This is a genomic window from Saccharopolyspora mangrovi (genome assembly GCF_035320975.1).
In the GTDB taxonomy this organism is placed as follows: domain Bacteria; phylum Actinomycetota; class Actinomycetes; order Mycobacteriales; family Pseudonocardiaceae; genus Saccharopolyspora; species Saccharopolyspora mangrovi.
In genome coordinates, this window is the sequence record NZ_JAWLNX010000002.1 from 105,906 (window position 1) to 125,612 (window position 19,707).

Annotated in this window: 20 protein-coding genes, 1 pseudogene and 1 riboswitch; of the genes and pseudogenes, 9 read left to right on the forward strand and 12 right to left on the reverse strand. The window is 68.9% G+C overall.

Annotated features, from left to right (window positions below):
• Positions 1-44 precede the first annotated feature (44 nt).
• The 4 genes from R4I43_RS03100 to R4I43_RS03115 all read left to right on the forward strand — a co-directional run bounded on the left by R4I43_RS03100 (position 45) and on the right by R4I43_RS03115 (position 2,459).
• Positions 45-869 carry an alpha/beta fold hydrolase gene (locus tag R4I43_RS03100; RefSeq protein ID WP_324263958.1) on the forward strand — a complete coding sequence of 275 codons (825 nt, stop codon included), beginning with the start codon at positions 45-47 and terminating at the stop codon, positions 867-869.
• A gap of 149 nt (positions 870-1,018) precedes the next feature.
• Positions 1,019-1,423 (forward strand): MmcQ/YjbR family DNA-binding protein, encoded by a 405-nt coding sequence (locus R4I43_RS03105; RefSeq protein WP_324263959.1) that lies wholly within the window; start codon positions 1,019-1,021, stop codon positions 1,421-1,423.
• A gap of 89 nt (positions 1,424-1,512) precedes the next feature.
• Positions 1,513-1,938 carry an OsmC family protein gene (locus R4I43_RS03110; RefSeq protein ID WP_324263960.1) on the forward strand — a complete coding sequence of 142 codons (426 nt, stop codon included), beginning with the start codon at positions 1,513-1,515 and terminating at the stop codon, positions 1,936-1,938.
• 134 nt (positions 1,939-2,072) lie between these two features.
• Complete coding sequence (locus R4I43_RS03115) at positions 2,073-2,459, forward strand: hypothetical protein (protein WP_324263961.1); 387 nt, start codon at positions 2,073-2,075, stop codon at positions 2,457-2,459.
• 174 nt (positions 2,460-2,633) lie between these two features.
• On the opposite strand, the gene R4I43_RS03120 is transcribed toward R4I43_RS03115, so the two are convergent.
• From R4I43_RS03120 to R4I43_RS03130, 3 genes are all read right to left on the reverse strand, one after another.
• Positions 2,634-3,233 carry a cadmium resistance transporter gene (locus R4I43_RS03120; RefSeq protein WP_324263962.1) on the reverse strand — a complete coding sequence of 200 codons (600 nt, stop codon included), beginning with the start codon at positions 3,231-3,233 and terminating at the stop codon, positions 2,634-2,636.
• A gap of 107 nt (positions 3,234-3,340) precedes the next feature.
• Positions 3,341-4,084 carry a CbtA family protein gene (locus R4I43_RS03125; RefSeq protein ID WP_324263963.1) on the reverse strand — a complete coding sequence of 248 codons (744 nt, stop codon included), beginning with the start codon at positions 4,082-4,084 and terminating at the stop codon, positions 3,341-3,343.
• An 11-nt stretch (positions 4,085-4,095) separates the two neighbouring features.
• Positions 4,096-4,290 carry a CbtB domain-containing protein gene (locus R4I43_RS03130; protein ID WP_324263964.1) on the reverse strand — a complete coding sequence of 65 codons (195 nt, stop codon included), beginning with the start codon at positions 4,288-4,290 and terminating at the stop codon, positions 4,096-4,098.
• Positions 4,291-4,317: 27 nt separating this feature from the next.
• Positions 4,318-4,490: riboswitch (cobalamin riboswitch) on the reverse strand.
• A gap of 89 nt (positions 4,491-4,579) precedes the next feature.
• On the opposite strand from R4I43_RS03130, the gene R4I43_RS03135 reads away from it, so the two are divergent.
• A complete protein-coding gene (locus tag R4I43_RS03135) occupies positions 4,580-5,266 on the forward strand; it encodes a hypothetical protein (RefSeq protein ID WP_324263965.1) in 687 nt (228 codons plus the stop codon).
• 11 nt (positions 5,267-5,277) lie between these two features.
• Here R4I43_RS03135 and chrA read toward each other — a convergent pair whose 3' ends face one another.
• The 5 genes from chrA to R4I43_RS03160 form a co-directional block, all read right to left on the reverse strand.
• Positions 5,278-6,696, reverse strand: a complete 1,419-nt coding sequence (gene chrA / locus R4I43_RS03140; RefSeq protein ID WP_324263966.1) for a chromate efflux transporter — start codon at positions 6,694-6,696, stop codon at positions 5,278-5,280.
• Positions 6,697-6,732: 36 nt separating this feature from the next.
• Positions 6,733-7,164, reverse strand: coding sequence for a chromate resistance protein ChrB domain-containing protein (locus R4I43_RS03145; RefSeq protein WP_324263967.1), 432 nt, complete (start codon positions 7,162-7,164; stop codon positions 6,733-6,735).
• 127 nt (positions 7,165-7,291) lie between these two features.
• Positions 7,292-8,077 (reverse strand): ABC transporter ATP-binding protein, encoded by a 786-nt coding sequence (locus R4I43_RS03150; protein ID WP_324263968.1) that lies wholly within the window; start codon positions 8,075-8,077, stop codon positions 7,292-7,294.
• Positions 8,067-9,095: a taurine ABC transporter substrate-binding protein gene (locus R4I43_RS03155; protein WP_324263969.1), complete on the reverse strand. Its 1,029-nt coding sequence runs from the start codon at positions 9,093-9,095 to the stop codon at positions 8,067-8,069. Before R4I43_RS03155 ends, R4I43_RS03150 begins: the two co-directional genes overlap by 11 nt.
• A 60-nt stretch (positions 9,096-9,155) precedes the next feature.
• Positions 9,156-10,004 (reverse strand): ABC transporter permease, encoded by an 849-nt coding sequence (locus tag R4I43_RS03160; protein ID WP_324263970.1) that lies wholly within the window; start codon positions 10,002-10,004, stop codon positions 9,156-9,158.
• 154 nt (positions 10,005-10,158) lie between these two features.
• On the opposite strand from R4I43_RS03160, the gene R4I43_RS03165 reads away from it, so the two are divergent.
• The 4 genes from R4I43_RS03165 (at position 10,159) to R4I43_RS03180 (ending at position 16,229) form a co-directional block, all read left to right on the forward strand.
• Positions 10,159-10,968 (forward strand): IclR family transcriptional regulator, encoded by an 810-nt coding sequence (locus R4I43_RS03165; protein ID WP_324263971.1) that lies wholly within the window; start codon positions 10,159-10,161, stop codon positions 10,966-10,968.
• Between the two features lie 663 nt (positions 10,969-11,631).
• Positions 11,632-14,544 carry an FAD-binding and (Fe-S)-binding domain-containing protein gene (locus tag R4I43_RS03170; RefSeq protein ID WP_324263972.1) on the forward strand — a complete coding sequence of 971 codons (2,913 nt, stop codon included), beginning with the start codon at positions 11,632-11,634 and terminating at the stop codon, positions 14,542-14,544.
• Between the two features lie 96 nt (positions 14,545-14,640).
• On the forward strand, positions 14,641-15,984 hold the full coding sequence (locus R4I43_RS03175; protein ID WP_324263973.1) for a TRAP transporter large permease subunit: 1,344 nt from the start codon (positions 14,641-14,643) through the stop codon (positions 15,982-15,984).
• 11 nt (positions 15,985-15,995) lie between these two features.
• Entirely contained in the window at positions 15,996-16,229 is a 234-nt protein-coding gene (locus tag R4I43_RS03180) for a hypothetical protein (RefSeq protein WP_324263974.1), read from the forward strand.
• Between the two features lie 57 nt (positions 16,230-16,286).
• Here R4I43_RS03180 and R4I43_RS03185 read toward each other — a convergent pair whose 3' ends face one another.
• From R4I43_RS03185 to R4I43_RS03195, 4 genes and pseudogenes are all read right to left on the reverse strand, one after another.
• The gene (locus R4I43_RS03185) at positions 16,287-17,000 is read right to left on the reverse strand and encodes a GntR family transcriptional regulator (RefSeq protein ID WP_324263975.1); all 714 of its coding nucleotides are present in this window, start codon (positions 16,998-17,000) and stop codon (positions 16,287-16,289) included.
• A gap of 438 nt (positions 17,001-17,438) precedes the next feature.
• Entirely contained in the window at positions 17,439-17,930 is a 492-nt protein-coding gene (locus tag R4I43_RS03190) for a methyltransferase domain-containing protein (RefSeq protein ID WP_324263976.1), read from the reverse strand.
• A gap of 33 nt (positions 17,931-17,963) precedes the next feature.
• Positions 17,964-18,173, reverse strand: a pseudogene (locus tag R4I43_RS34250) (hypothetical protein); the annotation flags it as partial.
• Between the two features lie 187 nt (positions 18,174-18,360).
• Positions 18,361-19,482, reverse strand: a complete 1,122-nt coding sequence (locus R4I43_RS03195) for a helix-turn-helix domain-containing protein (RefSeq protein ID WP_324263977.1) — start codon at positions 19,480-19,482, stop codon at positions 18,361-18,363.
• Positions 19,483-19,707 lie beyond the last annotated feature (225 nt).

Consider the following 19,707-nt stretch of genomic DNA (forward strand, 5'->3'; position numbering starts at 1 on the left):
GGGGAGCGTTGGCGGCGTTGACTGAAATCCGAGGAAGGAACCACATGAGCACCATCACCACCGCTGACGGCACGGAGATCTACTACAAGGACTGGGGTTCGGGCACGCCGATCGTGTTCAGCCATGGCTGGCCGCTGTCGGCCGATGACTGGGACGCCCAGATGTTGTTCTTCGTGCAGCGCGGCTACCGGGTGATCGCCCACGATCGCCGCGGGCACGGGCGCTCCAGCCAGCCGGGCGATGGTCACGACATGGACCACTACGCCGACGACCTCGCTGCGCTGACCGCTCACCTCGATCTCACCGACGCCATTCACATCGGTCACTCGACCGGCGGCGGCGAAGTGGTCCGCTACCTGGCCAGGCACGGCGAGGCGCGGGTGTCCAAGGCCGCCCTCATCAACGCGGTCCCGCCCTTGATGGTCAAAACCGGTGCCAATCCGGAGGGCCTTCCCCAGGAGGTCTTCGACGGGTTCCAGGCAGATCTGGCCGCCAATCGCTCGCAGTACTACCGCGACATTCCCGCAGGCCCCTTCTACGGATTCAACCGGCCCGGTGTGGAACCGCGAGAAGCCCTCATCCAGAACTGGTGGCGCCAGGGGATGATGGGCGGCGCCAAGGCTCACTACGACGGCGTCGTCGCGTTCTCACAAACCGACTTCACCGACGACCTCAACAAGATCACCGTGCCGGTCCTGGTGATGCACAGCGAAGACGACCAGATCGTCCCGTACCAGAACGCGGGGCCCTTGTCGGCGAAACTGCTGCAGCACGCGACGTTGAAGACCTACCACGACCTCCCGCACGGCATGCCCACCACGCACGCCGAGACGATCAACTCCGAACTGCTGACGTTCCTGTCCGACTAGGCCGGACGGCAGCGTCCTCAGGCACCCACCTCCGGAGGTGACGACCCGCTCAGCCCCTGCTCCAGTGGAGTCCCGTCCAGTCGCGTTAACGTGGCAGCTGACTCCAGCCCGGAGCTGGGGCTGTGCCGGTGTCGAGGAGGAGCGCGGCGATGGACGGCGAGGCCTTGCAGGAAGCGGCCCGGAAGTGCGCCCAGAACCTGCCGGGCACCGACCTCTACACCTTCGAAGAGGGGTGGCAGGCCGCCCGGGTGCGCACGAAGTGGTTCATGCTGATGACCACAGTTCCCCAGCACCCCCGCGCACGCGACGCACGAGCGGTAGCAGGCCAACCCGTCGTCATCGTCAAGGCCGACCCCGACGACGCGGTGGGCCTCCGCGAGGCCCACGTGGAGATCACCCCCGGCTACCACATGAACAAGAAGCACTGGATCACCCTCGGGCCGGGAGATGCCATCACCGACGAGCTGGTCGACGAACTCGTGACCGACTCCTACCGCCTCGTCCTCGAAACCCTCCCCCGCTCCCAACGCCCCACCGACCTCGACGCCGGATGAACGGGAAGGGCGACGTGCGAGCCGTCGGGTTTGGCCGGATCCTGGGGGACGGTCACAGCAACCCACCCGGTCGACCAGGAAGGACCGCAATGAGCACCACGCGCACCGCACACACCACCTGGGAAGGCACCCTGCTGGAGGGCACTGGCACGGTGTCCCTGGACTCCTCCCAGATCGGGCAGTACCCGGTGTCCTGGCCGTCCCGCGCCGAGGAGCCCAACGGCAAGACCAGCCCCGAGGAGCTCATCGCCGCCGCCCACTCCAGCTGCTACTCGATGGCGCTGTCCAACGGCCTCACCCAAGCCGGCACGCCACCCACCAGGCTCAACACCAAAGCAGAGGTCACCTTCAAACCGGGCGCGGGCATCACCGGCATCCACCTCACGGTCCAGGCCGAGGTACCCGGCATTGACGCGGAGGCCTTCACCAAAGCAGCCGAGGACGCCAAGGCCAACTGCCCGGTCAGCCAAGCCCTCGCAGGCACGACGATCTCCCTCACAGCCTCACTGACCTGACCCCCTGCGCAGTTCGTGCCTCACACGAAATCACGTGTGGGGCACGAACTCTGCGCAGCATCCGACTCCCGACCAGTTTCAAGACAAGTCGACGCAACCAAAGTATTGCGTGCACGCTACGAAAGAATCGTGCGATGTATGCGATCTGCGGATTCGCCGGTCGTAGCCGTGCCCTTAGCTTGGTCGTGCCGCGCCTTCAGGCGCGGCATACCGGAAGACACGCTGAGGGGATCACGTTGATGAGAAACATATTCCGAGCAGCGACCGTCGGCGCCAGCGTCGTGACCGCAGCCATTGGCCTCCCACTGCTGGTTTCCGCGCCGGCGCAGGCCACCACGTATCAATGCTTGGAAGTTCTGCGGGACCGGAACTACGAAATCGGCCCGAAGGTCACAGGAGTGTGCGAAAACGCCGCGCAGGACTGGTACTACGCATCCATGCAATGCCCACGCGATCTCCAGATCCTGGGCGTCAAACCGAACGACGCCACGTTCGCCTGCGAATACGCGCAAGAAAGCTAGCACGAGCCCCCGGGGACTCAATCGTTCAAGCAGTTCAAGAAACGACGCGCGCGGGACGAGTCGAAGTGCCCCGAAGGTTTCCTCCGGGGCACTTCTGCCGAACGTATGGCCGTGGGGAATGGTCGCCGGGCATCAGCAGCGAGGACTGGTTGTGGCATAACCGGCCCCCACGTCTCACAGCCCGAACGCTCCATCTTCGATCAGGATCACCAGGCCGATGCCGATCAGGACCACGGGCAGCACGATGTGACCCCAGCGCGACAGGGAGCGAGCGATCACGGGACGGGTGGCGAAGTACCGTCCTGCGGCACACCACACGGCTACCAGAAGCAGGAACACGACCGCGAACACGGCCAGCCCGCCTGAGCCGACGGTGGCGAAAACCGGGACGTAGACCCCGATGTTGTCTCCGCCGTTGGCCAACGTCACCGCGGCGACCGCCCACATCTTCGGGCCCTCGCCCGCGCTCGGGATCTCTCCCTCATCCCCGTTCTGGTGCTCGCGCCACACCGACCACCCGGCGCGGATACCCAACAGCAGCGGAAGCAACCCGAGGTACGGGAGAGCCGCCTCGGGCAGCAGACCGGCGCCGAGCGCACCGACGACCGCCGCGGCCAGAATCGCGCCGAAGCCCAGATACTGCCCGGCCACCACCCGCACAGCACCCGCAGGGTGACCAGCGGCTTGGCCGAAGAACAGCGCCAGGATCACGACGTCATCGATGTTGGTCACCGCGAACATGCCCACGGCCTGCCCGACCAGCGTCAGCTCCACCGCAACCTTCCCACCGCATCCCTCTGCCGCGGCGATCCCACGTGGTCGATGGCGCCTGCGCGAACCACCGCTCTGCTTCCCTCAGCATCCGTCTCGTGACGTCGGTGCTAGGTCGCCAACGCCTCCGTCGGTGCTTCGGTGCGGTTGGGTTCGTTGAGCAGGCCGAAGGAGAAGCCGAGCGCCGCCCACATGCCGGCGAGTTCCGCGAGTGACGCGAGCCGGAACTGCCACAACAACGCGGCGGGAACGTCGGCCGGTATCGGATCGGGGTTGGCAGGCCAGGCCCACAGCGCAACGCCGGTGAGGACTACCGTCGCTGCCGCGGTGGCGGTGACCGACGAGCTCGGACTCCACCCGCGCGCGGCCAAGTAGCCGCGCAGGTGATGGGCTGCGAGCACGATCACGATCCCTGCGGCGATGAACGAGAAGTACGCCAGCGTGCGGCCCGACACCGACTCGGTCTCACCGACACCGGGCGGGTTCGCCGGGTACTTCACCGCGGGCAGCAGCGACACCGCGAAGAATCCCACCGCGGTCAGCTGCAGGCTGCGCCCGAAGTCGGTGCGCGCGGTCATCCGATGCCGGACGCTGGCGAACACCACCGCGAAGATCACACCGATGGCCACGCCCACCAGCACGGCGGCGACCATGCCGCCGACCACCTGGACAGGCCGGGAGAACATCTCCTCGTGCGCGTGCTCGCCCGAGGCGTGCGAGCGCGCTTCCTCGATCCCCAGCGATGCCTGGAGCGGGGCTTGCACCAGCAGCATTGACATCAGCGCTGCGGTCAGACCGGCGAACGCACCCGCGAGCAGACCGCGCCGGAGGACCGCGTTGAACGGCGAGCTCATCACACCCCCGCTCAGTGGCACGGAACGCCGAGGGCGTGCCTGCCGTCGTGGGTGAACTCGTGCACGACATCGGCGGCCTGCGCGAGCAGGAGGCCGTTGTCCTGCAACACGACGTACAAGCCCACCAGGGCGAACGCGGCGAGCGCCCAAGCCCAGGCCGGAACGTGGATCCGCGGTGCGGCAGCGGACAGCGCAGGAGCGGTCATGTCGAATCCTCTTTCCATCTCTCGTGGAACTCGGTGCGTGCCGCAGCCGGTCTCCTGGCTTCCGGATCGACGCTTCCCCTGGCCTTCCCAGTCACCTGCCGGCGTCCAGTGGCGTTGTCGGGGTCGCTTCCCGGTCACAGTGGCGAGGACCACGCCGGATTTCCACCGGCTTCCCGTGCACTGCGGCATCCGGAACGGTAGAGGGAGATCGGGGCGGGCACAACAGCCGATCCAGCGACGAACGTCACCGCGCGGCTCGCGCACGCCGGCGTTCAGGTGCAATGGCCTCGTGGACGATTCGACCGCTCGCCTGCTCGCCCGCTGCACCCGATCGCTCGCTCGGGCACCCGAGCAGCCTGCGAAACTCGTGCCGTGGCCGGAGTTCTGCCGTCCGCTTTCGGGCCTGCTGTCCTGCAACGTGCGGGAATGGCAGCGGCTGGGCGGTTTTCACCACCACCGGGCGGCAACCGTTCTCGTCGCCTTCCGCGCGTCCTGGCTCGCGTTGTGCGCGACGGTTCCCGAACACCACCTGGGTCTGCCCATCCCCTCGCTGACCACCGCACACGCCGCGCTCGACGATCGGGGAATGTTGCTAGGACTCGCCCTCGATTCCCGGAGCACTCAACACGCCTGGTGGGCCACCGTTTCCGAATTCCTCTCACCCCTCACCGAAGGGCTGGCCTCCCTGGACGGCCCGCCACCCGGCAGCGACCAGTACTGGGGAAACGCGGTCGGCTTGATCGGTGAAGTGCTCCGGCGCATGGCCATCGACGGAGCCGGCGGGAACGTCTTCGACACCGCCGTCGAGCTGCGCGGCGCCACCGGACGCGAGGACCTGCTCGACCTCAGCGCCACACCACGGGGTCTGCACTCCCGGCGCCGGACTTGCTGCCAGCTGTGGCGCGCCAACGCCGGGTATTGCACCGAGTGCGTGCTCCACAACGCACCCCGATCCAGGCGGAACCAACGCGGGTGAGCCTCAACCGATCAGGACACCGGTAGCCCGACGAGGGCTGCTGCGGCGCCGAGTCCGGCGCAGATCCCCAACACCCGCAGCATCGGCCAGCGCAGGGCGAACACGAGCACGAGAGCGATCGCGGTGATGGCGGCTGCGACGGGTCGCACGCTGGCCAGATCGGGCAGGTTCAGCGCCAGGGGCCCGACTCGCTGGAGATGCGTACCGGCGAACAGGGTGTGGCCTGCGAAGTACAGGGCGAGGTTGGCGATCACACCGACCACAGCAGCGGTGATGCCGGTCAGCGCAGCCGACAGCGCGTGGTTGTGGCGGAGGCGTTCGACGTGCGGGGCGCCCAGCAGGATGAACAGGAAGCACGGCACGAACGTCACCCACGTCGTCAGCAGCGCGCCCAGCACGGCGGCGACCCACGGGTTGAGCGTCCCCGGGTTGTTGTAGGCGCCGAGGAAGGCGACGAACTGCACCACCATGATCAGCGGTCCCGGCGTCGTCTCGGCCAACGCCAGGCCCCGCACCATGTCCGACGCCGACAGCCAGCCGTAGACCTCCACGGCGCGCTGCGCGACGAAGGCCAGCACGGCGTAGGCGCCACCGAAGGTGACCAGGGCCGTGCCGGAGAAGAACACCCCTTGCGTGGTGAACACGCTGCCCGCACCGGTGAACAGGGCGACCGCTGCGACCGGCAGCGCCCAGGCAATCAGGCCGACAGCCAGGATCTGCAGCCCGCGGCGCAGCGAAGGGGTCTCGTGGTGCAGGGCGTCGTCGGACATCAACGGTGCCGCACCGTCATCGGCGCCGTTGCTCTCGGCGCGGTTCATGATGTGCGGAGCGAACCGGGCCAAGAGCCAGCCGATCAGGCCGGCGACGGCGATGACGATCGGGAAGGCGATGCCGAGCACGGCGATGGCCACGAACGCTCCGCCGGCCAGCGCGACGAGCGCGGGATGGCCCAGCGCTCGCCGTCCCACCCGGACCACGGCCTGGGCGACGATGGCCACCACCGCCGGCGCCAGACCGGCGAAGATCGCGGTGACCGCGGTCGTGTCACCGAAGGCCACGTAGATCGCCGACAACCCGAGCAACGCGACCACACCGGGAAGCACGAACAGGACCCCGGCGACCAGGCCACCGCGCAGACCGTTGAGCAACCATCCGATGTAGATCGCCAGCTGCTGAGCCTCCGGCCCAGGCAACAACATGCAGTAGTTCAGCGCGTGCAGGAACCGCCGCTGACCGATCCAGCGCTTCTGCTCCACCAAGGTCCGCTGCATCACCGCGATCTGCCCAGCAGGACCACCGAAGGTCTGCAACGAGATCCCGAACCACGTGCGCACCGCCTGCCGGAACGGCACCAGGTCGGTGTCGGGCTGCGGCGCTTCCTCGGTCGCATCGGGGTGCGCGTTGCGGCCACGGGCCGAATCGTGCGTCATCGACGGTCATTCCTCCAGTGGGGCGGCGCGACTTGATCAGGCGGGTTCGCGACCGAGAAGGGTCGCGCGGCGGAAGTACTCGTAGAGCCCGTCGAAGATCGGGCCGGTGTGGACCAGCACCTCTTCGTCGTCGCAGACCATCGACAAAGCCCGCAGCGCCACGTCGAACCCAGGCGCTTCGGGAGCGTCGTAGCGCTCGTCGTCGATGTCGGCTTCGTGGATGATCTCGGCGATGCGCCACAGCACTGGATCGCTGATCTCGTAACGGCGCAGGATGGTCTCGAAGCTGCAATCGCCCTGGTGGTGCGACAGTTCAACCCCGCGCATGTCGAACGGCGTCGCATCCTCGGGCAACTCGGCCGGGTCGGCGACGAACACGAACTGCGCTTCGGCATCGACAGCGCGCCGGATCAACCAGGCGCACGCCGCCCGGTCGATGTGGATGTTCGCTCGCGTGGCCCACTTCATCGCGCCGTGCCGATGCGCCGGTTGGCCAGTTGCTGTCGGCCCACCGCTCGCGGAAGTCCGAACCGCGCACCGACAGCTCTCCGCGGGGGTATAGATCGAGCCCCCGAACCTGGATCGCGAGCGGTTGTCACACAGGGATGTTCAGGGTGTCGCGGACGGCTGTGGACACTTCGCCGCGCAGCCGCGCGAATTCGGCGGAGCCGCGCAGCTCGTCGGCGGAGCATCCGGTGCGCGGCAACGGCACCGGCAGGTCCAGGGTGACTTGGCCGGGACGGTCGCTGAGCACGATGACCCTGGTGGCCAGGAACACCGCCTCGTCCACGCTGTGGGTGACGAACACCGCGCCCTGCTCGGCTCCGTCGGTCAGCGAGCGGAGGTCTTCCTGGAGCCGTTCCCTGGTCAGGGCGTCCAGGGCGGCGAAGGGCTCGTCGAGCAGCAGCAGGCTCGGTCGCCCGGCCAGTGCCCGCGCGATGGCGACACGCTGCTGCTGGCCACCGGAGATCTCCCAGACGTGGCGGTCACCGACCTCAGCCAGGCCGACCCGCTCCAGCAGCTCCGCGCGCCGGGCGGGGCGGTCCTGCCTGCGCACTCCCGCCCAGCGCAGCGCCGCGTCGAGGTTGCCGTTCACCGTGCGCCACGGGAACAGGCGCGGTTGCTGGAACACCACGCCCACATCTCGCCCCGGCACCGGCGGTCGGCCGTCGAGCGCCACGGTGCCGCTGGTGGTGTGCTCGAAACCGGAGACGAGCCGCAACAACGTGCTCTTGCCGGAACCCGACGGGCCGACGATCACGACGAACTCGCCTCGGTGCAGGCGCAGGTCCAGCGACCCCAGCGCGGTGATGGCGCCCGCGCCGCGCCCGTAGCTGCGCACCGCTTCGTTGATCTCGACGAGTGGTTGTTCAGGCGGCATCGGCGGGCTCCGGGATGCGGAGGGCGTTCTGGAACGCGCTCAGGTCGGGCACCGCGTCGATCTTCTTCTGCCGCAGCAGGAATTCCGCGGTGTCGCGCAGCCGCTCGGCCAGCGCTCCCGGGGCTCGCGGGGTGCCGAAGTACTCCGGGCTGCGCTGCGCGGCCAGGTCGAGGTAGATGTTCTGCTTGAGCTGCGCGAGCGCGTCGTCGACGCTGCTGCCGATCTGCTTGCTCACGGCCTGCGCGACCACCGCCGGATCGGTGCTGATCTGCTTGATCGCCGCGTTGGTCGCCTTCAACCAGGCCGAGGCGACCTGCGGTTGCCGCGCGAGGAAATCCCGTCCCGCCACGGCGAAGGTCAGCGTCGGCGTGCCGGAAGCCGCCAGCTGCGCGCTGTCGACGAGCGTGGTCCCGGTCTTCTGCAGGCTGGTCAGCGTCGGCGTCCACACGTAGGCGCCGTCGATGTCCCCGCGTTCCCACGCCGCCAGGATGTTCTGCGGCTCCAGGTCCACGAGCGTGAGCGCACCGGGATCGACCCCGTTGCGCTGCAGGCTGGCCAGCAGGCTGTAGTGCGCGGTGGAGCTGAACGGTGCCGCGATCTTGCGGCCGGGCAGGTCCCGGATCGAACCGATGCCGCGATCCGGGCGCACGACCAACGCCTCGCTGGTGCCGATGACGTTGAGCAGTTCGATCACCTGGTACGGCACGGCCAGCGGCGGGCTGATCGCCTGCGCCACCGGGCTGCTCCCGATCACCGCCAGGTCCAGCGCACCGCTGAGGAAGGCGGTGTTGATGCTCGCGCCCGAGTCGAACGCGGTCCACTCGAACTTGAAGTCCGGGAACTGGTTCTCCAGCGTGCGCTGATCCTTGACCAGCAGCGTGCTGTCGGCGAAGTTCTGGTAGGCGATCCGGATGGTCTTGGCCTTCTCCTCGGCCGACTCGCCACCGACTCCGCAGGCGGCGAGGACGGGAGCGGCCGCGGCGACGCCGAACAGACCCAGGACGTCGCGCCGCCTCATCGTTCTGCGGGAAAAGTTCAGGGACAACGGTATTTCCTCTCAGGAAGGACGACGAGGCGGTCAGGTCCGGCTGCGCCACGGCGACAGCGACTGGCGTGCCGCGACGATGAGCAGGTCGATGATCAGCCCCGTGATGCCGATAACGAACAGGCCGAGGATCACCACGGCCGTTTGGTTGTAGCGCTGGGCGTTGAGCACCATGCCGCCGATTCCGTCCGCACCGTTGACGGTTTCGGCAGCCACGACCGATCCGTAGGCGATGCCGACGGCGATCCGGATCCCGGTGAGGATCTCGGGCACCGAGGCCGGCAGGAAGACCGAGGCGTACACCTGCCAGCGGTTCGCGCCGAGCGCTTGGGCCGCCTCCACGTACTGCCTGCTGACCCCGGCGACCGCCGCAGCCGTGGCGACGGCCACCGGTGGGCAGGCCGCCACCATCAGCAGGTAGACCTTGGGCTCCTCGTCGATGCCGAACCAGATGACCAGCAGGCTCAGGTACGCCAGCGGCGGCAGCGCCCGCACGAAGGTGACCAGCGGCTCCAGCACCACGCGCACCGCAGGCGTCAGGCCCATCACCAGGCCGAGCACGACGCCGATCAGCACGCCGTAGCCGACGCCGTAGGCGAGCCGTCGCAGGCTCACCGCCAGCCGCTCGAGCAGGGTGTGGCCGGCGTAGCCGTCCTGCCCGTTCGCCGGGTCGCTGGTGGACAGCAGCTGCGCCCACACCTGCGCGGGCGCGGGCACGATCTGCTCGGGCCAGATCCGCAGCACGGCCACGAGCTGCCACAGCAGGACCAGCAGCACCACCGCGCCCAGACCGAGCAGCGGCCCGCTCAACGCTTTCCACGCCTGCGGCGACCCGCGAACACCGCTGAGCACCTGCCGGGGCTTCTCCAACTCCTTGAGCACAGCGCGGAACCTATGGGCGTCTCGCACATCGTGGCAACGCATCCCGCAATCCGGGAGAGGCGCCCTCTGGGGCGGCCGGTGGCCTGCTGCCGGGGCGACCGACTCGGGCAGGACTGCGAGGCCTCGCCCAGACGCGTGTGGGACCATGCCAGGCGTGAGCGAGTCGATGTCGAGCCCGAGCAGAACCGGTGCGCAGGCCGTCGAGCGCGCCCTGACCGTGCTGCGCGCCCTGGAAGACAGCGAAGAGCCCCTCGGCGTCACCGAACTGGCCCGGCAAACCGAGCTCACCCTCAGCACGGCCCACCGCCTGGCGAGGACGCTGACCGACAGCGGGCTCCTGGCCCAGGACCCGATCACCGAGCGCTACCAGCTCGGCCCGACCCTGGTCGTCCTCGGTGAGAAGGCCGCCCAGCGCCTCGGCTACGACCAGGTGCTGCCGATGCTCCGCGAGCTGTCCGCAGCCACCGGCGAATCCATCAACCTGGGCATCCGCACCGGAGATGACGTCCACGTCGCGCTGCACGTGCCGTCACCGCAACCACTGCGGTTCGACCAGCCCGCCGGCACTACGGTGCCGCTGCACGTGTCGGCGATGGGAAAGTGCCTGCTCGCCCACGTCGGCGAGATCGAGGACCAGGTCAACGGCCTGGGCAGCCTCCCGCGCGTCACCGACCGCTCGATCACCCAGCGCAACAAGCTCAAGGCCGAGCTCGAGCTGGTGCGGGAACGCGGCTGGGCCCTCAACGACGAGGAGCGCAACCCCGGAGTCCGCGCCATCGCCGTGCCGGTGCTGCGCGACGGAACCGCCGTGGCCGCGATCGCGGTCCAGGGCCCCACGATCCGGCTCACCGAGGACCGCCTCGACGACATCGCCGCCCAGCTGCGCAGCACGGCCCAGACCGTGGCCCCCGGGCTCGGCCGCAAGGTCATCGATCAGACCGTGTCCGGCTCCGACCCGGCGTAGCGGTTGGCCGGTCCGGGCCACCGTGCTGGCGAACTGCTGGCACGACGGGGTCCACGCGCGCCTCGAGGCCGGAAAGCAGGACCAGGTACCGGTGACCGTGCGGTGCCCGATCTTGCTGGCTCTCAACCGCTCGCGCCTGGCGAGACCCACGACGACATCGCTCGGCCGAGTCCCTGCCCAGTGCCGGTGACCACGACGGCCTGATCTGCGCAGCGACCCGGCATGCCCTCCTGCACTGGCGGGCAACTCAGGCCGCGGAGCGGCGGATCCCCTTCGGGACGTCGTGAGTAACCAGTGCTCGCGTCCAGGTACGTCGAGGACCGCAGACACACAGGACGACTGAGCGGGAAACCTCGGTCCACTTCGGACCACACCGAATCGCTCCAGCAGGCGGGCACTCCTTCCGACCACCCCGCGCAAGCGGACGCGCAGGCTCCCCGAGGTCTCCACTCGCCACCGAAGAGGGCCAACATCGCGCAGGTCAGCGCCATTCGGGCCTGCGGGATCAGGCGGAGCTGGAAACGCGTGGTTGCCAACCCCTCCGAGTAACATGTTACTGTACGGCCGCCGGTGACTTGCCCCACGATTCAACTCGGGCACAACCCGCACAGGTCCGCCTGCGGCAGGTCGTCACCGCCGATCACCTCGAAGGGAGAAAGCACGGTGACGACCGCGTCCACCGAGGACACCCGCGCGCGTCTGCGCACCGACCGCGCTGCGCTGGGCGCCTACGTTTCCGATGCCTCGATCTTCCGCCGCGTCCCCCGAGCCGTCCTCGAACCCCGGACCCTGGCCGAGATCCGGGCCGGGGTGCTCATCGCGCAGGAGGAGGGCTGGCCGATCACCGTCCGCGGCGGCGGGACCTCGGTGGCCGGGAACGGGATCGGCGAGGGCCTGATCATCGACACCTCCCGGCACTTCAACCGCATCCTCGACATCGACCCGGAAGCGCGCACCGCCCGGATCGAACCCGGCGTCGTCTGCGACGCCCTGCGCGAGGCGGCAGCCCCCTACGGCCTGACCTACGGGCCGGACCCCTCGACGCACAGCCGGTGCACCGTCGGCGGCATGATCGCCAACAACGCCTGCGGCTCCCACTCCCTGGCCTGGGGCACCGCCGCGGACAACGTCGTCGAGCTCACCGTCATGCGCGCCGACGGCGAGCTGGTCACGTTGAAGCGAGGCGGGACGAGCGATCCCGAACTCGACCGAGCCCTGATGCACCTGCGGGACGAGAACCTCGCGCTGCTGCGCACCACCCTGGGCAGATTTCCCCGGCAGGTCTCCGGATACGGGCTGCACCACCTGCTCCCGGAGAACGGATTCGACACGGCCAAGGCCTTCGCGGGCTCCGAAGGAACCTTGGGCATCATCGTCGAGGCCCTCGTCCAACTCGTTCCCACACCGACATCCACCGCCCTGGCCGTCCTGGCGTTCCCCACCGTGTTCGACGCCGCCGCAGCCGCACCACAGACCCGGCGCCCCGGAGTGGTGACCTCCGAGGGCATGGGCGGAGACCTCCTCGACGTCCTGCGGATCAGCCAGGGCCGCGATGCCGGTGACATCCTCCCGGGCGGCGCGGGCGATCCGCGCCCTGCTGGTGGCTGGCTCTACTGCGAGACGACCGGAGAGACCGCCGACGAGGCCCGGATGCGAGCCGAAGAGCTCGTGGCCGAATTCGACTCCCACTCCCAGCATCGCACCGTGGACGCCGTCGTCGTCGCCGATCGAGCCGAGATGCGCAAGCTCTGGCGAATCCGCGAATCCGCAGCAGGTCTGGTCACCCGCCTGCCCGACGGCGGCGAGGCCTGGCCGAACTGGGAAGACTCCGCCGTGCCGCCCGAACAGCTCGCCGACTACCTCCGCGATCTCTACGCCCTGCTCGACCAGCACGGACTGCGGGGCATCCCCTTCGGACACTTCGGCGAAGGGTGCGTCCACATCCGGATCTCCTTCGACCTCGGCACCGAGGACGGTCTCGACGTCTTCCGGGCCTTCATGTCCGACGCCGCCGCCACCGTCGCGTCCCACGGCGGCTCGCTCTCCGGCGAGCACGGCGACGGTCGAGCCAGGTCTGCACTGCTGTCGCAGGTGTACCCACCGGAGGCGCTCGCGGCCTTCGCCACGTTCAAAACGGCTTTCGACCCCGACGGCGCGCTCAACCCCGGCGTGCTCGTCGACCCCGATGCCGTCGACACCGGGATCCGCCCGGCACCAGGGCAGCGCAGCAACGAGTTCATCCCCGTGCACGCGCTCAGCCGCGACCGGGGCTCACTGGTCAACGCCGTCAACCGCTGCGTGGGCGTCGGGGCCTGCCGCTCCGACGAGGGGGCGATGTGCCCCTCCTTCCAGATCACCCGCGACGAGGTGCACAGCACTCGCGGCCGAGCCCGCCTCCTCTCCGAGATGTTCCGCGGCGACCTCCACCCGGAAGGCACCCGCTCCGAGGACGTCAAGGACGCGCTCGACCTGTGCCTGTCATGCCGGGCGTGCGCTTCCGAATGCCCCGTCAACGTCGACATGGCCACCTACAAGTCGGAGTTCCTCCACCAGCACTACGCGGACCGGCGCCGGCCCATGTCCCACTACTCGATGGGGTGGCTGCCGCTGACCAGCAGGGTGCTGCACCTCATCCCCGGCGCAGCGAGAGCGGTCAACGCCCTGCTGTCCACCCGCCCGCTGGAGAAGGCCGCCATGCGGCTCGGCGGCGTCGACGCCACCCGCTCGATGATCCGCTTCTCCCCGCGCAGCTTCCAGTCCCTGGCGAAGTCGCGGCGCTTCCGCGCCGAGCGGTCAGGTTCGGCATCGACCAGCCAGCGAGCAGGCGAGCGCGGGACGGTGGTGCTCTGGCCGGACAGCTTCACCAACCACCTCGACACCGACGTCGCCAGCGACGCCCACGTCGTGCTCACCGCGCTCGGCTACGACGTGGTCGTTCCGCGCGGATTCCTCTGCTGTGGACTGACCTGGCACTCCACCGGCCAACTCACCCGGACTCAGCAGGTCCTCACCCGCACGCTGACCTCGCTCGAGTCGTGGATCGACGGCCGCACTCCCATCGTCGTCCTCGAACCGTCGTGCGCGTCGATGCTCACCGAAGAAGCACCCGAACTCCTCGCCACCAACCCGCTCTCGCACCGGCTGGCCGAACAGGTCGTCACGCTCGGCGACATCGTCGCCGACCACGTGGACGACCCGGACTGGCCCTTCGGCGAGCTGCCGGTCCCGGCCCTGTCCCAAGTCCACTGCCACGAGCGCTCCCGCCGGGGCCACGGAGGCACCGCAACGACCTTGGCCCGGCTCGGCGTCGCGGAGGCCGAGATCGAGACCGGGTGCTGCGGGCTGGCCGGCAACTGGGGATTCGAGCCCGGCCATGCCGACCTCTCCCGCGGTCTCGCGGAGCGCGAACTGCTCCCGCGCATCCGCGAACTCGACCAGGAGGCCGTCGTGCTCGCCGACGGCTACTCCTGCCGCACCCAGATCCGCGAGGGCCTGGCCGACGACAGAAGCGAGCACGCCCCGAAGCGGGGACTCCACCTCGCCCAACTGCTTCGTCGCGCGCTCGGCACCTCCTGAGCAAAGCCTCCCGCGCACCGGCCCGTCAAACCACAAGCCCCACCCGGCACCCCGCTCAACGCTGAGCGGCTGAACCGCAGAAACAGGTGAAACACGATGGGCATCCTCGCGCTGCTGATCTTCATCGCAGTCACCGTCGTGATGAACGTCCCGCTCAGAAGACCGATCTCCGAGTCCCTGCTCGTCGCCCTCCTCGCCACCGCGCTCGTCGGCGGCAAGGACGCGTTATCGCTGCTGTGGACCGGTGTCTGGGACGCGCTCGACAACGACGTGACCTTCGCCGGCATGGCTTTCGTCTTCATGGGCGTGATCGTCTCGGCCACGGGCCTCATCGAACGGCTCATCCAGATCTTCAACTCCGTCTTCGGGCGCCTGCGCGGAGGAGCGGCCTACGTCTCCACAGCAGGATCCGCCGCCATCGGGCTCGTCGCCGGATCGACTGCGGGCAACGCTGCCACCGTCGGCTCGGTGACAGTCCCGTGGATGAAGCAGAACGGCTGGTCAGGCGCGCGAGCCGCGACCCTCGTGGCCGGCAACTCCGGGCTCGGCGTCGCGCTGCCACCGAACTCGACGATGTTCATCATCCTGGCGACGCCGGCCGCCGTCGGCGTCAGCGCCGGTGACGTCTACGTCTCGCTGTTCGTCGCCGGTGCCTACTGCGTGCTCTACCGCATGCTCGTGGTGTTCATCTGGACCCGACGCGACGGCATCGAGCGCACCGACTCGCGCCACCTCGCCACCTTCCGCCAAGCGCTGTCGAGCGGGTGGACGTCGACGACGATCTTCGCCGGCATCCTCATCCCGGTGCTGCTCACCTTCGGACCGCTGTTCAACTGGCTGGAATCCGAAGCCCGCATCGGCGAAGCGGCGATGGGCGAGATCTCCATCATCGTCTGGGTGCCCATCCTCATCTCGCTGATCGCGCTCATCGAGGGCCGAAAGCGGCTGCGCGGCAACTGGGGTCACCTCCGCCGGGCGATTCGAGCGGAGTCACCGCAGTTCGCCACCGTGGGCATTTCGCTCTTCGCCGCCTTGGCCGCCTCCAACATCATGAGCGAACTCGGGGTCGGACCGCAGCTGTCCGAGACGCTGGCCCAGATGCAACTGCCCAAACCGCTGCTCGTCCTCGTCGTCTGCATCACCGCGGTTCTGGTCGCCACGCCCCTGTCCTCGACGGCGACAGCCGCGGCCATCGCCGCTCCAGCGGTCATCGCTCTGGGCACCGTCGACGTCCCGTCCGTGGTGGCCATCTGCGCGCTGCTGGTGTGCACCTCCACCGAGGGCGCGTCCCCGCCCGTGGGAGCACCCATCTACCTGGCCTCCGGCATGGCCGAGGTCAACCCCCAGAAGACGTTCGTCCCCCTCATCATCTGGTTCGTCCTCCCCGTCATCGCCATCGCGTGGCTCATCGCCATGGGCTGGCTGCCGATTCCGAGCTGAGAGGATCCACTGTGAAGAAGCCGCTCGAACTCATCTTCTGGATCGCGCTCGTCGCCTTCCTCGCACTCGGCACGCTCATCGTGCTCGGCCAACTGCTCGGCGTCGTCCTGCTCAGCCCCGGGGTGGTCGAGGGTGCCGCCTCCGCGCTCAACTGGTCGGCGTTCAGCTCCGCGACAGCATGCGCCCTGGCTGCCTTCGCCCTGCAGTACATCCCGGGGACCGACGAGAAAGGTGCTGATCAGTAGGTCCCTTCGCTGGAGGTGTCCGGATCGGCGTGGTCCGGACACCCCAGGTCGACCGGATCAGGAGTCGAAACCCGTCCTCAACCGGGTCCAGAGCTCCTGGGGGTCCTCCGACCGCTCCGCGTAGCGCAGCGCTTGACCGACCAACAGCACGGCGGTCTCTTCGAGGTGCTCCCGCATCGCCCGGGCCGCGCCGTGGCCATCACCGGCGAGGATCGCCGCGACGATCGGATCGTGCTCAGCGATGATGTCGGAGTAGTCCCGGCTCCGGCCGGCCGTCGAAGGCCCGAGCAGCCGGGTCGACACCCGCAGCTGATCGACGATCCGGTAACCGCGCCGCATGCCACCGGCCGTGAGCACGATCCCGTGCAGCTGCTGGTCGACGGCGAAGAAGCGGGTCTCCTCCTCCTGCTCAGCGGCCTCGCACATCTGGCGGCGCAGCTCCGCGGCCTTGGCGGCGAAGGACTCGTCGGCGTGCAGGGCGGCGCGATGAGCCGCCGGGACTTCGAGAGCCAGACGGATCGAGAAGATCTCCGCGACGTCCTCGGCCGTCGTGGGGATGATCTGGAAGCCGCGGTTGCGCACGAAGCGGATCAGGCCGGCTTCCTCCAACCGCAGGAGGCCCTCGCGGACCGGCGAACGCGAGACGCCGAGCTCATCGGAGAGCTGGTAGACGCTGTACCACTCCTGCGGACGCATCGTGCCTTCGACAACAGCGGAGCGCACGTGCTCCATGACGGCCTCGGTGAGGCTCGGCCCTGTATCCGCGCTCATGATCTTCCCGTCCGGCCTCGGCGCCGGATGCGGAGCAGCAATCACGGGCCGGCAGCTCTCGATTCTGTGACTACCGAGCCATCCTACCGCCGCATCGCCCGTGGTCAGGGCAGGAGTGGGTTCCCTCCCCAGGCACCTGGACGCCACGGAACCGGGTTCCAGGGTCACACCTGACGCCGCCGCGAACGGCGCCTGAGGACGACCCGTCGTACTCCACTCCATCCGAAGTGGACTTACCACGAAGGCCAGACCGGCTACACGGCAAAGCTGCCAGCATTCCCACCGACCAGATGTCCACCATCCCGGCCCGCCGGCTGCACACCCCTCCCTTGCCCCTGCGGGGCATCGGGCTAGCCATCAGTGAGCGGTGAGTCCGCCGTCGGCATAGGGCGCTGCTGCGGCACGCCAACGAAAGAGACCGAGATTGGATTTGGCACGTCAGCAGGTGCCGAACTCGATCTTCCACGTCTGGTCGGTGTCCATGCACCACACGACCTGTTCACCTGGTTCGACGGTGAGGCCGAACCGATCCCAGCCCGGTTGGCCTGCCTTCTCCCACTCCGAGAAAGCGGTCTCGATGTCCTCCCACAGGCGATGTGGGAGGACATCTCGCTCGTTGCCCGTGCCAGTGTCGCAGACCTCGGCGCGGGAGCCATCGGGGCTGGTGATGGTCCACCAGGTTTGACCGTCGCGGATGCGCATACCGAACCCGATTCCGGTCGGTAGGTGGAAGCTCGCGAGGAACCACGGCACTGTGTGCGCCCAAGGACGTCCAGTGATTCGCGTCGTGCTGTGGTGGGGTTGGCGGTGTTCGTCGGCTCGGCCGGTGGCGGGAACGTCGGAGGTGCCGGTGCGCATCTGCATGAAGTCAGCCCAGCCGGAGACGAACCTGCCCTCGGCACGGTCCGGCTCGAGCTTGTGCAGGAGCACCAGGTTTCCGGCGCACCGACCGGTCTTGAGGTCCGTGAGGATTGCCCCGTCCGGATTCAGCTGCTCTAGCCATGTGAGCGGAATTGACGAGACAGCGCAGGTGGCGACGATCCGGACGAACGGGGCGGCTTCGGGGAATCCGCCGCGGCCATCTCGGGTGGCGAGAGTGGGTTGCAGGCCGGCGATACACGCCTTGCAGGCTCCGACCGGGCGGGGGTTGCAACCTCGACCTCGATACCGCAGAACGTGGCGCCGGTCCCAGCGCTGCGGATGTGGGCAGTTCCGTCCGGGCCCTGCCCTGGGCCCACCCCACTGCGCGAAAGGCGGAGATTTCCTCCTTGGTCATGCACACACCGTCGTCAATCAGGTGCACAGAGTGCAGGTAGATCGTCCTATGCGCATGGGGCGCGCATAGGACGCATGCGGTCCGCTAGCTGCTGGCCAGCGCGGAGAGGAGCCCCTCAAGGCTCGACGAGGCGCGGAGGTCCTTCGCGGTCGTGGCCGCCTCACGAAGTCGCTGGGTCGCACGACGGGACGAGACCTCGGGCGCGAGCGTGGCGAGCTCGTTGGCCGCCGTTTCAGCCTCGGACCACGACCGCGCCTCAACCAGCGCGGCGACCAGCCACGAGCCGCCGATGTAGGCCGACCACCGGTAGGCGGCGGGCACTGCTTCGAGCGCTTCGGCGTAGCGGTCCACCGCCTTGTCCAGCCTGCCGACCGCGCGCCACATGCTTCCTTCATGCATGACGAGCTCGCGGCGATCAACCCACCACGACCACTCGGGATCGGTGTCGGTGACCGACTCGTCCACCTGCGATTGCGCGTGCTGGATGAGGATCAGAGCGCGTTCATCACCGAGGTCGGCGGCAGCCCGTGCGCGCCTGAGCGCAGCCATGACCCGCAACCTCGGAGACAACGGAAATCGCTCCATCAGCTCGACGGTGCGCAGCGCCTCGCGGGCCTGCCCGGTTTCCTGCGCCAACAACGCCATGTTGCCCAGCAGGAACATCTCCATGTGGACGTCCCCGGCCAGCCGGGCGAGGCGCAGGGCCTCCAGGTTGAGGCCGCGCGCCTTATCGTGCTGCATGGCGTCGAACGCGAGCCACCCAGCGACTTCACCGAGTTCGGCCACGGTGGCGGTGAAGTCCGCTTCGAGACTGGCCGGGTAGTTGCCGGAGGCCAGCCGCGCCGACGCCGTCCTGAAAGTGCGTGAGGCCAACGGAAGCAGCTCAGCACCGCCGTGCTGCCCGTCGAGGGCCACCAGGTGCGCGATGGTGTCCCGGAGCGCCTCAACGTCACCGCAGGTCACCGGCTGATCTGCTGGCTGCAGCGGTGCGGGCGGGGCCGGGAACGCCGCGGACGTGAGACCTCCCTCGGCATCGAGGAGTTCGTCCAGGCGCTCCACGGTCTCCCGACCGGGGGTCGTGCGGTCGTTCTCCCACCGCGACATCGCACTCTGGTCGGCGTGGACCTTCCGGGCAAGTTGAGGCTGGGAAAGGCCGGCCGCAACCCGGTACCGCTTCAACACCTGCCCGAACGACTCACTGGTCATGGGTGTGCCTCCCCGCCGGAGAACTGGCCCGCCGACGTCCCCAGGAGCCACTCGGGCCGCCAGGGACGAAGGACCAGGCTACCGCCTGGCCGCTCTTCTCCAGCTCACCGATGACCAGCGAATGACCGGACCGTCAAGCGGGCTCACCGCAAGTGCTCGACGCCCTCTCCCGCGCGCTGGACCTCGGCCCCGACGCCCGCGAGCACCTCTACCGGCTGGCCGGCA

Bases quoted from the DNA above. Each gene is read 5' to 3' on its own strand.
- R4I43_RS03105 (WP_324263959.1), top strand. From the start codon at position 1,019: ATGGACGGCGAGGCCTTGCAGGAAGCGGCCCGGAAGTGCGCCCAGAAC.
- R4I43_RS03195 (WP_324263977.1), bottom strand. From the start codon at position 19,482: ATGACCAGTGAGTCGTTCGGGCAGGTGTTGAAGCGGTACCGGGTTGCG.
- R4I43_RS03155 (WP_324263969.1), bottom strand. From the start codon at position 9,095: ATGAGGCGGCGCGACGTCCTGGGTCTGTTCGGCGTCGCCGCGGCCGCT.
- R4I43_RS03100 (WP_324263958.1), top strand. From the start codon at position 45: ATGAGCACCATCACCACCGCTGACGGCACGGAGATCTACTACAAGGAC.
- R4I43_RS03145 (WP_324263967.1), bottom strand. From the start codon at position 7,164: ATGAAGTGGGCCACGCGAGCGAACATCCACATCGACCGGGCGGCGTGC.
- R4I43_RS03115 (WP_324263961.1), top strand. From the start codon at position 2,073: ATGTATGCGATCTGCGGATTCGCCGGTCGTAGCCGTGCCCTTAGCTTG.
- chrA (WP_324263966.1), bottom strand. From the start codon at position 6,696: ATGACGCACGATTCGGCCCGTGGCCGCAACGCGCACCCCGATGCGACC.
- R4I43_RS03150 (WP_324263968.1), bottom strand. From the start codon at position 8,077: ATGCCGCCTGAACAACCACTCGTCGAGATCAACGAAGCGGTGCGCAGC.
- R4I43_RS03175 (WP_324263973.1), top strand. From the start codon at position 14,641: ATGGGCATCCTCGCGCTGCTGATCTTCATCGCAGTCACCGTCGTGATG.
- R4I43_RS03185 (WP_324263975.1), bottom strand. From the start codon at position 17,000: ATGAGCGCGGATACAGGGCCGAGCCTCACCGAGGCCGTCATGGAGCAC.
- R4I43_RS03130 (WP_324263964.1), bottom strand. From the start codon at position 4,290: ATGACCGCTCCTGCGCTGTCCGCTGCCGCACCGCGGATCCACGTTCCG.
- R4I43_RS03125 (WP_324263963.1), bottom strand. From the start codon at position 4,084: ATGAGCTCGCCGTTCAACGCGGTCCTCCGGCGCGGTCTGCTCGCGGGT.
- R4I43_RS03110 (WP_324263960.1), top strand. From the start codon at position 1,513: ATGAGCACCACGCGCACCGCACACACCACCTGGGAAGGCACCCTGCTG.